The following is a 12501-nucleotide window of genomic DNA, read 5'->3' on the forward strand; positions in this document are numbered from 1 at the left end:
TCGTTAATTTCACGTAAGGGCGAGGTTTTTCTTCAGAAAACCGAGCGACATTGTCTTTTGTCGCAGCACCCCCAACGTGTAAACGCCTTGCTCATGACTTCTTATCAGACAATCTGTGTGAGCACTTCGCGGGAAAGTATCTTCAGGTAAGGAGGTGATCCAACCGCAGGTTCCCCTACGGTTACCTTGTTACGACTTCACCCCAGTCATGAATCACAAAGTGGTAAGCGCCCTCCCGAAGGTTAAGCTACCTACTTCTTTTGCAACCCACTCCCATGGTGTGACGGGCGGTGTGTACAAGGCCCGGGAACGTATTCACCGTGGCATTCTGATCCACGATTACTAGCGATTCCGACTTCACGGAGTCGAGTTGCAGACTCCGATCCGGACTACGACGCACTTTATGAGGTCCGCTTGCTCTCGCGAGGTCGCTTCTCTTTGTATGCGCCATTGTAGCACGTGTGTAGCCCTGGTCGTAAGGGCCATGATGACTTGACGTCATCCCCACCTTCCTCCGGTTTATCACCGGCAGTCTCCTTTGAGTTCCCGACCGAATCGCTGGCAACAAAGGATAAGGGTTGCGCTCGTTGCGGGACTTAACCCAACATTTCACAACACGAGCTGACGACAGCCATGCAGCACCTGTCTCACGGTTCCCGAAGGCACAAACGCATCTCTGCGTTCTTCCGTGGATGTCAAGACCAGGTAAGGTTCTTCGCGTTGCATCGAATTAAACCACATGCTCCACCGCTTGTGCGGGCCCCCGTCAATTCATTTGAGTTTTAACCTTGCGGCCGTACTCCCCAGGCGGTCGACTTAACGCGTTAGCTCCGGAAGCCACGAGTCAAGCTCACAGCCTCCAAGTCGACATCGTTTACGGCGTGGACTACCAGGGTATCTAATCCTGTTTGCTCCCCACGCTTTCGCACCTGAGCGTCAGTCTTCGTCCAGGGGGCCGCCTTCGCCACCGGTATTCCTCCAGATCTCTACGCATTTCACCGCTACACCTGGAATTCTACCCCCCTCTACGAGACTCAAGCCTGCCAGTTTCAAATGCAGTTCCCGGGTTGAGCCCGGGGATTTCACATCTGACTTAACAGACCGCCTGCGTGCGCTTTACGCCCAGTAATTCCGATTAACGCTTGCACCCTCCGTATTACCGCGGCTGCTGGCACGGAGTTAGCCGGTGCTTCTTCTGCGGGTAACGTCAATGATAAAGGTTATTAACCTTCACCCCTTCCTCCCCGCTGAAAGTACTTTACAACCCGAAGGCCTTCTTCATACACGCGGCATGGCTGCATCAGGCTTGCGCCCATTGTGCAATATTCCCCACTGCTGCCTCCCGTAGGAGTCTGGACCGTGTCTCAGTTCCAGTGTGGCTGGTCATCCTCTCAGACCAGCTAGGGATCGTCGCCTAGGTGAGCCGTTACCCCACCTACTAGCTAATCCCATCTGGGTTCATCCGATGGTGTGAGGCCCGAAGGTCCCCCACTTTGGTCTTGCGACGTTATGCGGTATTAGCCACCGTTTCCAGTGGTTATCCCCCTCCATCGGGCAGATCCCCAGACATTACTCACCCGTCCGCCACTCGTCGGCAAAGAAGCAAGCTTCTTCCCGCTACCGTTCGACTTGCATGTGTTAGGCCTGCCGCCAGCGTTCAATCTGAGCCATGATCAAACTCTTCAATTAAAAGTCTGATTTGCTTCCACTAGGGAAGCGTGCTCTGTGAATTAAACTTCGTAATGAATTACGTGTTCACTCACGAGACTTGATATTTTGTTGCATCCGGAGATGCTTACGATATCAATCCTGCGAGTGCCCACACAGATTGTCTGATAAATTGTTAAAGAGCAGTGCGAACAGCGGCTTAACCGCCTGTCGCGAGGTGGCGTATATTACGCTTTCCTCCCGCAGAGTCAACCCCGTTTTTCAGAAGTTTTCCTGCGCCTGACCCGGTACGCTTAACCGGTCGCTGCGACCGTTGTGCCGTGTCAGTGGAGGCGCATTATAGGGAGTTTCCCGCCGCCCGCAACCGCTAATTTAAAAAAAATGTTCAACCGTCTATTTTTTACCCACAACGAATGCAAATCAAACCGCTTAGTGTGATTTACGCACAAAAAACGGGCCAAACGGCCCGTTTTCATCTACTCACTAGCTTACTGATGGGCGACTATCGCGCCATCTTTTACATCCATCTCAATAGTTTTACCCGGAACCAACGCGCCAGAAAGAATCTGCTGCGCCAGCGGATTCTCAATCTGCTGCTGAATAGCGCGTTTTAATGGCCGTGCGCCGTATACCGGGTCGTATCCATTTTCGCCCAGCAATTTGAGCGCCTCATCAGAGATATGCACGGCAAAGCCCCGCTCATCCAGACGTTGATACAAGCGCTGCAACTGAATTTTGGCGATCGAAGCGATATGTTGCTCGCCCAATGGATGGAACACGACCACCTCATCAATACGGTTAATGAACTCCGGACGGAAGTGATGGCTAACAACATTCATCACCACATCCTTCATCTCGTCATAATTCAATGCGCCAAACCGCTCCTGGATCAGATCGGAACCAAGGTTAGAGGTCATAATCACTACGGTATTACGAAAATCAACCGTTCTCCCCTGCCCATCGGTTAAGCGCCCATCATCCAACACCTGCAGCAAGATATTGAACACATCAGGATGCGCTTTCTCGACTTCATCCAACAGGATGACTGAATAAGGACGGCGGCGTACCGCTTCGGTAAGATAACCGCCCTCTTCATAGCCAACGTACCCCGGAGGCGCCCCAACCAGACGCGAAACCGAATGTTTTTCCATAAACTCGGACATGTCGATACGCACCATCGCATCATCACTATCGAACAAAAAGTTCGCCAGCGCTTTGCAAAGCTCCGTTTTCCCTACCCCGGTTGGCCCCAGAAACAGGAAAGAACCAATTGGCCGATTGGGATCGGACAGCCCTGCCCTGCTACGGCGAATAGCATTCGACACCGCTTCCACCGCTTCATTCTGACCAATCACCCGCGCATGTAAATCTTGCTCCATACGTAACAGCTTATCGCGCTCGCCTTCCATCATGCGCGCTACCGGAATGCCGGTCCAACGCGCCAATACGTCAGCGATTTCAACATCCGTCACCCGGTTACGCAGCAGACGCATGGTTTTCCCTTCGGATTGCGTTGCCGACGCCAACTGCTTCTCCAGCTCCGGGATCTTGCCGTACTGTAATTCGGACATTTGCGCCAGATCGCCCAGACGACGCGCCTGTTCCAGCGATAATTTAGCCTGTTCCAGCTCAGCCTTGATAGATTGAGTGCCAGAGAGAGACGCTTTTTCCGCCTTCCACTCCTCTTCTAGCTCAGAGTATTCCCGCTCTTTTTGCCCCAACTCGTCTTCCAACATCTCCAGACGCTTAATACTGGCGTCATCAGACTCTTTTTTCAGTGCCTGTTGCTCAAGTTTAAGCTGGATAATACGACGCTCCAGACGATCCAGAGATTCCGGCTTCGAATCAATTTGCAGACGAATGCTAGAAGCCGCTTCATCAATCAGATCGATAGCCTTATCCGGCAATTGGCGATCGGCAATATAGCGATGTGATAACGTGGCCGCCGCCACAATAGCCGGGTCGGTAATTTGCACATGGTGGTGTAATTCATAACGCTCTTTCAGACCACGCAGAATAGCGATGGTGTCTTCCACGCTTGGCTCGGCAACGAATACTTTCTGGAAACGCCGCTCCAGCGCGGCATCTTTTTCAATATATTGACGATATTCATCCAGCGTGGTGGCCCCTACGCAGTGCAACTCACCACGGGCCAGCGCGGGTTTCAGCATATTACCGGCATCCATTGCGCCATCGGCCTTGCCAGCCCCGACCATGGTATGTAGCTCATCAATAAACAGGATGACATTGCCCTCCTGCTTCGCCAGATCGCTCAGCACGCCTTTCAGGCGCTCCTCAAACTCACCGCGATACTTCGCACCGGCCACCAGCGAACCCATATCTAATGCCAACACGCGGCGACCTTTCAGCCCTTCCGGCACTTCACCATTGATAATACGTTGCGCTAATCCTTCAACGATGGCGGTTTTCCCGACGCCGGGTTCACCGATCAACACCGGGTTGTTTTTAGTACGCCGTTGTAATACCTGGATAGTCCGGCGAATTTCCTCATCGCGACCAATTACCGGATCGAGTTTGCCCTGCTCGGCGCGCTCAGTCAGATCAATGGTATATTTCTTCAAAGCCTGGCGCTGATCTTCAGCCCCTTGATCGTTCACGTTTTCCCCTCCACGCATTTGCTCAATGGCCTTGGTCAGCTTTTCGCTGGTTGCGCCTGCGGATTTAAGCAAATCCGCCAGTGAGCCACGTGAGTCAAGGGCGGCCAGAACAAATAATTCAGATGATATAAAGTTGTCGCTGCGCTTTTGCGCCAGCTTGTCACAGAGATTAAGAACCCTGACCAGGTCGGCCGAAGGTTGTACATCGCCATCGGTGCCTTCAACTTGCGGCAAACGGCTAAGCGCTTGCTCAATACCCGAGCGTAAACCGCTCACGTCAACCCCGGCAGAGGTTAGCAACGGGCGTACGGAACCCCCCTCCTGCGTGAGCAACGCGCTCATCAGGTGTAATGGTTCGATGAATTGATTGTCGCGCCCGAGAGCAAGTGATTGGGCGTCGGCGAGAGCAAGCTGGAATTTATTAGTAAGACGATCCAGACGCATGATTCCTCCCATACAGGTCAAAATGCTACTGGAGATTAGATGAGGTCATCCCTCAAATTTTCAAGGTTAATGACCAATATGTTGGTGAAAAAAACCGCAAACTGGATCGTCTTGTTTCGTAAGGTTATATCAGCCAGATCAAACTTGCCATACGGCCCGTAACGCCATCGCGTCGGAAAGAGAAAAATTCTTCGCTCCGCGTAACGGTGCAAACCCCGCCGCCACTGATAGAACGGACGCCTTTTGCCGTTAGACGTAAGCGCGCCAAATGCCAGATATCAGCGTAATACTTTTCGCCCACCGCACGGAAAGCCCCTGCTGCCGCTGCATCATGCATAACGAAAGCATTATAGACTTCAGCTCCCACTTCAAATGCCTGCGGACCAATCGCCGGCCCAAGCCAGGCGTGTACTTCGGAAGCCGGGCACGAAAAATTGTCCAGCGTCGCCTCTAATACACCCGCGCAAAGCCCCCGCCATCCGGCATGCGCCGCTGCGACTTCGGCCCCATCATAGGCGCAGAAAAGTACCGGCAGACAATCCGCCGTCATCACCGCACACACGGTGTCAGGCCGATTAGTCCATGATGCATCGGCAGAAACTGCCTCTGCCGTGCTGTCGGCCGACAGCCGTAGTACATCGGTACCGTGCACCTGATTGAGCCAATGTGGTGACACAGGGAGTGCAGCGAAGGACGCCAGTCGCTCTCGATTGATATGGACATGCTCCGCCTCATCACCAACATGTGCGCCAAGGTTCAAAGAGCCCCATGGCGCATGACTCACCCCGCCAACACGAGTGCTCGAGCAAGCTCGCACCGATGCCGGGGCTGGCCAGTCAGGGATAATCAGTGGGTTCATAACCAATCCAATTGGTCTTTAAACGTTTCGGTATCTGCTTTCAACACCGTCATCAAGTCCACCATATCTTGCGGGATCGGCGCATGCCATTCCATCTCAATCCCAGTGACCGGATGGTACAACCGCAGCATAGTGGCATGTAGCGCCTGCCGATCGAACTGACGCAAAACCGCAATAAACTCATCGGAAGCGCCTTTCGGCGGACGGGGACGCCCACCATAGAGCTGATCGCCGACGAGTGGATGGTTAATATGCGCCATATGCACACGAATTTGATGCGTACGACCGGTTTCTAACCGCAAACGCAAACGCGTATGTGCGCGGAAGTGTTCCATGATGCGATAGTGAGTGGTGGCCGGTTTTCCCATCGGGTGAACCGCCATATGGGTGCGCTTAGTGGAATGCCGGCTAATCGGCTCGTTAACCGTGCCGCCTGCCGTCATATTGCCAATGGCCACTGCTTCATACTCACGCGTGATTTCACGTAACTGCAATGATTCGACCAGATGCGTTTGCGCCGGAATGGTTTTCGCCACCACCATCAAGCCGGTCGTATCTTTATCCAAACGATGTACAATTCCGGCACGCGGCACATCGGCAATCGGCGGATAATAGTGCAGCAATGCATTTAACACCGTGCCATCCGGGTTGCCGGCGCCGGGGTGAACCACTAAATCGCGCGGTTTATTGATTACCAGAATATCGTCATCTTCATAAACGATATTGAGCGCAATATCCTGTGCTTCCCAGCGCGCCTCTTCCTCGATTTCGGCCCGAATTGCGACCTCTTCGCCGCCGAATACTTTTTCTTTCGGTTTATCGATAATGTTACCGTTCACCGTCACGCGTCGATCAAGGATCCACTCTTTTATGCGTGAACGTGAATAATCAGGGAACAATTCCGCTAAAGTCTGATCTAAGCGTTGTCCGAGTTGTGATTCGGACACCGTTGCGGTGAGTTGAACTTGTTGTGCCATAAACAGCTTCTTCGTTAACGTTGGGTTTTCACGGCGATGCCGTTTAATATAATGTGCTATCGTACTTGGTCACTATCGGAAGCTTAACGGACAGCTTTCGCAATAACACTCTGAGGATAATCAAATCGTCATGACGCGTATGAAATATCTGGTGGCTGCAGCCACGTTGAGCCTGGCACTGGTTGGTTGTTCCAGCACCAAGGATGAGGTTCCAGACAACCCGCCATCCGAGATTTACGCTACGGCCCAGCAAAAGCTGCAGGACGGTAACTTTAAAGGAGCAATAACGCAACTGGAAGCGCTCGATAACCGCTATCCTTTTGGGCCGTACTCCCAGCAAGTTCAGTTAGACCTGATCTACGCCTACTATAAAAATGCCGATTTACCGATGGCTCAGGCAGCGATTGATCGGTTTATGCGTCTAAATCCGACCCATCCAAACATTGACTATGTCGTGTATATGAAAGGTCTGACGGATATGGCGTTGGATGATTCCGCGTTGCAGGGCTTCTTCGGGATTGATCGCTCCGATCGCGATCCACAGCACGCGCGCGATGCATTCCGCGACTTCTCTCAGCTATTGCGTACCTACCCGAACAGCCAATATGCGACCGATGCCCGGAAACGTCTGGTATATCTGAAAGATCGCCTGGCGAAGTACGAACTTTCCGTAGCGCAATTCTACACCAAGCGTGAGGCTTATGTCGCTGTCGTTAACCGTGTAGAGCAAATGATGACGGATTATCCAGATACGCAGGCGACGCGTACCGCTCTGCCGTTGATGGAAAATGCCTATCGCCAGCTACAACTGAATGCTGAAGCCGATAAAGTGGCAAAACTTATTGCCGCTAACCGGACCTGATCGGCCAACAATAAAAAATGGCAGCTCGCGGGCTGCCATTTTTTTGGCGAAAAAAACCACAAAAAACAGTTTTCCTCGCCCGGTTAACTTATCAATCTTGCCTGTTTAAACCGAGGGCGACAAGCCCTTCGCGTCGATTTATTCGTCTATTTCACAAATTTATCGACACTGACAAAAAGTGACATTTTTTCGTGATCACAATCACACATTGAGCCTTTTTTCGCGCTATGCTGGACTCACCAAGACGGAAATGACAGAGAGGTAAGAATGATGATTCTGAACATTACCAGCAAGCAAATGGAAATTACGGCGGCTATCCGCCAGCATGTCGAAGACCGTCTCGCCAAACTTGAAAAGTGGCAAACCCATCTGATTAATCCGCACATTGTTCTTTCGAAGGAGCCGAAAGAGTTTGTCGCCGATGCCACAATTAACACGCCGAATGGTCCTTTGGTTGCCAGCGCAAAAAATGAAGATATGTATGCGGCAATCAACGACCTGATCGCGAAGCTGGAACGCCAGTTAAATAAAGTTCAGCATAAAGGTGAAGCGCGCCGCGCCACCGCCAGCGTGAAAGATTATGTGAGCGTCGAAGAGTAACCCAGCTTTACAGGTAACGCGCCTCCGGGCGCGTTTTTTATTGACAGCAACAAATTGCAGCGGTTACTGTTAAGACAAATCACTACGGATAGCAATATGAAACCACAGTCGTTTTTCTTCGCCTTCTTTTTTACCTTCCCCTGAACGGGAGGCTATTCGTCGTGTAAGAAAGAAAGCGAAGACGAACAACAAAGCCTCCTGACCAGGAGGCTTTTTTTTGGACATCTGACAGGTAGCCCTATGACCCCCGAAAATCCATTACTGGCTCTGCGAGAGAAAATCAGCGCCGTCGATGAAACGTTACTGAGCTTGCTTGCCGAGCGCCGAATGCTGGCCATTGAGGTCGCAAAAGCAAAAATGGCGACTCACCGCCCGATCCGTGACATCGATCGCGAACGTGACCTACTCGAACGCCTGATTACGCTTGGAAAAAACCACCAGCTTGATGCGCATTACATCACGCGTCTTTTCCAGCAAATCATTGAAGATTCAGTATTAACTCAGCAAGCCCTGCTACAAAAACATTTAAACCCGGCAAACCTGAGCTCTGTGCGCATTGCCTTCCTCGGCCCGAAAGGTTCTTACTCCCATCTTGCCGCGCGTAAATACGCCGCCCGCCATTTTGCAGAGTTTATTGAAAGCGGCTGCCTGAAATTCCAAGACATTATTCGTCAGGTAGAAACCGGTCAGGCGGACTATGCCGTTCTGCCAATTGAAAACACCAGCTCCGGCTCTATCAATGATGTGTATGACCTACTTCAACACACCAGTTTGTCTATCGTCGGCGAAATGACCGTACCCATCGATCACTGCGTATTGGTCGCTGCTCCAACGGATCTCCAGCAAATTGATACGGTGTACAGCCATCCACAACCGTTCCAGCAATGCAGCCAGTTTATTAACCGTTTCCCACACTGGAAAATTGTTTATACCGAAAGTACCGCGGCGGCAATGGAAAAAGTCGCTGCGCTAAATACGCCGAACGTCGCGGCATTAGGCAGTGAAGCTGGCGGAGAGCTCTATCAGCTTCAGGTACTGGAACGTAACTTGGCGAACCAACAGCAAAACATCACACGGTTTATCATTCTGGCACGTAAACCGGTAGACGTTTCGGAGCAAGTTCCGGCTAAAACCACCTTAATTATGGCTACCGGCCAACAGGCCGGGGCGTTAGTTGAGGCATTGTTAGTGTTACGCCAACACAATCTGATTATGAGCAAACTGGAATCTCGCCCGATAAACGGCAATCCGTGGGAAGAGATGTTTTATATTGATGTGCAGGGAAACCTGCGTTCCAGCGAAATGCAGCAGGCGCTACAAGAGCTGGCGGCGATCACGCGTTCGCTGAAAGTACTTGGCTGCTATCCTGGCGAAAACGTGGTGCCGGTCGAACCGCGTTAATAACCCCACATGATGCCAACTCCCCGGTTGGCATCTGTTTGCCGTTTAACCCGTAGAGATCAATTTACCGGCGCGCAAATAACGTTATATTTAAGATTATATAACGGTAATTTGGTAATGATAATGCGTAAGATTTTCTCCACTCTTTCGGTTTGTTTCGCACTCGGTTTAGTCTCTTTTTCCTCACTCGCCTCACGCCAGGTCACCGACCAGCTTGGTCGTCAGGTCACCATTCCTGACCATGTTGATCGCGTGGTGGTGTTGCAGCATCAGACACTTAATCTGCTGGTGCAGCTTGATGCCACCAATACCATGGTGGGGATATTGGGCAACTGGAAACAGCAACTTGGCGATAATTATCAACGCCTGGTTCCTCAACTCACCACCATTCCCGCTTTGGGTGATTTAACCCATGTGGATTTGGAAAAGCTGGTTGCGCTACATCCACAGGTCGTCTTTGTGACTAACTACGCGCCAACGGAGATGATTAACCAAATTGAAAAGCTTGGCATCGCGGTGGTTGCAATCTCATTGCGTGCTGACGATAAGCAGCAACAAATGCAGCTCAACCCTCAGCTTCAGGACGAGGAAGCCGCCTATAACCAAGGTTTAAAAGACGGCATTCGCTTGATTGGCACCGTGGTTAATCACCAACAACAGGCAGAAGCGCTGATCAAGGCTACTTTTAGCCAACGCCAGGAAGTTAGCGACCGGTTGAAAGATATTGCACCGAAAGATCGTATCCGCGTCTATATGGCTAACCCGGATCTGACGACCTACGGCTCAGGTAAATATACCGGTTTGATGATGAATCATGCCGGGGCGCTTAACGTCGCGGCCTCGACGGTTAAAGGATATAAACAGGTTTCTATGGAACAAATTTTGGCCTGGAATCCGCAGGTCATTTTTGTGCAGGATCGTTATCCGCAGGTCATCAAAGAAATTAATACCCAACCGGCCTGGCAAGCGGTAGATGCGGTAAAAAATCATCGCGTCTATTTAATGCCGGAATACGCCAAAGCCTGGGGCTACCCGATGCCGGAGGCAATGGCGTTAGGAGAACTGTGGATGGCGAAAAAACTCTATCCACAAAAATTTAGCGACATTGATATGCAGCAACGTGCCGATAGCTGGTATCAACGTTTTTATCGTACACACTACACCGGCGGCAATGAATGAGTGACCTAACGGTATTGGCGGCAGGTAGTTTACGCCTGGTGTGGGAACAGGTTATGGCCGCCTTTTATCAGCACAGCGGCATACGGGTTGAAACGCAGTATGGCCCGGCGGGCCTACTGCGCCAGCGGATTGAAAAAGGTGAACGCTGTGACCTGTTCGCCTCCGCCAATTACGCCCATCCGAATAGATTACAGCAAACAGGTATCGCGCAACGGGTAGGGATTTTTACCCATAACCAACTTTGCCTGTGCGTGCGTAAGCACCTGATAGCGCCGGATAGCGACTGGCTAAGCATCTTGCAGAATCCCCGGCTTCGGGTCGCCACTTCTACACCAGAAAGCGACCCTTCAGGTGATTATGCATGGCAATGGTTCGATGAAATTGAACAGCGCTATCCTGGCGTTGGCAGCGCGCTGAAAAAGCGAGCGATGCCCTTAGTTGGCGGCTCCAATAGCCAGCCGATTCCGCAGGGGCAACTTGCCGCCGCCTGGCTATTAGGTAGCGGCCAGGCCGAGGTGTTTATTGGCTATGCCAGTTACGCCGCGCGGTTGCAGGCAGTAGCAGGAGTACAGGTAATTATGCCGCCGGCAGATTGCCAGATCCGCGCCGATTACGCTTTTGCCGTATGCCACCCTGCTGCGCAACCGCTGGCGGATTTCCTCATCACTGAGCCTGCGCAAACTCTGTTTCGTCAGGCCGGATTTTGTGATTAGCCAATAAAAAAGGCCGGGTAAGCGCGATGCTTAACCGGCCATAGTAGCCTTTACGTCTTATGAACGGCTATCGTTGGCTGAACGTAGCAACGAACGGCTTTCCGTCAGGAAACGTGGCGCATAGTCGCCAAACCAGTGTTCCACTTTGCGGAAACTATCAATAAACGCCTGTTTATCGCCCTGCTCCAGCAAACGAATCGCCTCGCCAAAGCGCTGGTAATAACGCTTAATCAACGCCAGATTACTTTCGGAAGACATAATGATGTCGGCATAGAGCTGGGGATCTTGAGCAAACAAGCGCCCAACCATCGCCAACTCAAGACGATAGATTGGCGAAGACAACGCCAGAAGCTGCTCCAGTTGCACATTTTCTTCCGCCAGATGTAAGCCATAAGCGAAAGTCGCGAAATGGCGCAGCGCCTGGATAAACGCCATATTCTGATCATGCTCAACCGCGCTGATACGGTGCAACCGCGCGCCCCAGACCTGAATTTGTTCAAGGAACCACTGATAGGCTTCCGGTTGCCGGCCATCGCACCACACCACCACCTGCTTCGCAAGGCTACCGCTATCCGGCCCAAACATCGGATGAAGCCCAACCACCGGCCCGTTGTGCGCAGCCAGCATAGCCTGCAGTGGACGATTTTTTACCGAGGCCAGATCGACCAGAATGCAATCATCCGGCAATGGCGGCAACTGAGCAATCACCTGCTCTGTCAGATGGATTGGCACGCTGATAATCACCATCCCCGCATCGCGTAGCAAAGCGTCGGCGTTATCCCAATCCTCTTTATCCAATACCTGAACCCGATAGCCTGACAGGGTTAGCATTTTCTCAAACAGGCGCCCCATCTGCCCTTTGCCGCCGACAATCACCACTGAACGCAGTTCCGGACACAGGGTTTTAAAACCTTTGTCATTTTCACTGGAGTAGGATTCACGCATCACGCGGCGCAGTACATCTTCAATCAAATCAGGCGGTACGCCAAGCAGCTCTGCCTCTTTACGACGTGAAGCCAACATTGAGGCTTCACGTTCCGGGACATAAATCGGTAATCCGTAACGACTTTTGACTTCGCCAACTTCCGCAACCAGGCTCAGCCGCTTAGCCAGCAAATCAAGCAACGCTTTATCTACTTCATCAATTTGATCGCGCAGCGCGGTCAGTTCAGCCACCATA

The 12501-nt window shown here is 51.8% G+C and carries 10 protein-coding genes, 1 rRNA gene and 1 other annotated feature; of the genes, 6 read left to right on the forward strand and 5 right to left on the reverse strand.

The annotated features are described in order from the left end of the window. Positions 1 to 147: 147 nt before the first annotated feature. The 4 genes from PMPD1_RS17275 to rluD all read right to left on the reverse strand — a co-directional run bounded on the left by PMPD1_RS17275 (position 148) and on the right by rluD (position 6566). Positions 148 to 1689, reverse strand: a 16S ribosomal RNA gene (locus PMPD1_RS17275). Between the two features lie 467 nt (positions 1690 to 2156). Beyond that, positions 2157 to 4742, reverse strand: a complete 2586-nt coding sequence (gene clpB, locus PMPD1_RS17280) for an ATP-dependent chaperone ClpB (RefSeq protein ID WP_173635205.1) — start codon at positions 4740 to 4742, stop codon at positions 2157 to 2159. A 112-nt stretch (positions 4743 to 4854) separates the two neighbouring features. Then, entirely contained in the window at positions 4855 to 5589 is a 735-nt protein-coding gene (gene yfiH / locus PMPD1_RS17285) for a purine nucleoside phosphorylase YfiH (RefSeq protein ID WP_173635206.1), read from the reverse strand. Next, positions 5586 to 6566, reverse strand: coding sequence for a 23S rRNA pseudouridine(1911/1915/1917) synthase RluD (gene rluD, locus PMPD1_RS17290; RefSeq protein WP_173635207.1), 981 nt, complete (start codon positions 6564 to 6566; stop codon positions 5586 to 5588). Before rluD ends, yfiH begins: the two co-directional genes overlap by 4 nt. A 130-nt stretch (positions 6567 to 6696) precedes the next feature. On the opposite strand from rluD, the gene bamD reads away from it, so the two are divergent. From bamD to PMPD1_RS17315, 6 genes are all read left to right on the forward strand, one after another. Beyond that, on the forward strand, positions 6697 to 7428 hold the full coding sequence (gene bamD / locus PMPD1_RS17295; RefSeq protein ID WP_173635208.1) for an outer membrane protein assembly factor BamD: 732 nt from the start codon (positions 6697 to 6699) through the stop codon (positions 7426 to 7428). A gap of 270 nt (positions 7429 to 7698) precedes the next feature. Continuing rightward, positions 7699 to 8028 (forward strand): ribosome-associated translation inhibitor RaiA, encoded by a 330-nt coding sequence (gene raiA / locus PMPD1_RS17300; RefSeq protein ID WP_173636267.1) that lies wholly within the window; start codon positions 7699 to 7701, stop codon positions 8026 to 8028. Positions 8029 to 8123: 95 nt separating this feature from the next. Continuing rightward, positions 8124 to 8248 (forward strand) — a sequence feature (Phe leader region). Beyond that, positions 8125 to 8172 (forward strand): pheA operon leader peptide PheL, encoded by a 48-nt coding sequence (gene pheL / locus PMPD1_RS22795; protein ID WP_354292928.1) that lies wholly within the window; start codon positions 8125 to 8127, stop codon positions 8170 to 8172. It overlaps the preceding feature by 48 nt. 20 nt (positions 8249 to 8268) lie before the next feature. Continuing rightward, positions 8269 to 9429: a bifunctional chorismate mutase/prephenate dehydratase gene (gene pheA / locus PMPD1_RS17305; protein ID WP_173635209.1), complete on the forward strand. Its 1161-nt coding sequence runs from the start codon at positions 8269 to 8271 to the stop codon at positions 9427 to 9429. Positions 9430 to 9552: 123 nt separating this feature from the next. Further along, a complete protein-coding gene (locus PMPD1_RS17310; RefSeq protein ID WP_173635210.1) occupies positions 9553 to 10608 on the forward strand; it encodes an ABC transporter substrate-binding protein in 1056 nt (351 codons plus the stop codon). Continuing rightward, entirely contained in the window at positions 10605 to 11321 is a 717-nt protein-coding gene (locus tag PMPD1_RS17315) for a substrate-binding domain-containing protein (protein WP_173635211.1), read from the forward strand. Before PMPD1_RS17310 ends, PMPD1_RS17315 begins: the two co-directional genes overlap by 4 nt. Before the next feature lie 57 nt (positions 11322 to 11378). Here PMPD1_RS17315 and tyrA read toward each other — a convergent pair whose 3' ends face one another. Continuing rightward, on the reverse strand, positions 11379 to 12500 hold the full coding sequence (tyrA, locus tag PMPD1_RS17320; protein WP_173635212.1) for a bifunctional chorismate mutase/prephenate dehydrogenase: 1122 nt from the start codon (positions 12498 to 12500) through the stop codon (positions 11379 to 11381). Position 12501 lies beyond the last annotated feature (1 nt).

Origin of the sequence: Paramixta manurensis, from assembly GCF_013285385.1 — a bacterium.
In the GTDB taxonomy this organism is placed as follows: Bacteria; Pseudomonadota; Gammaproteobacteria; order Enterobacterales; family Enterobacteriaceae; genus Paramixta; species Paramixta manurensis.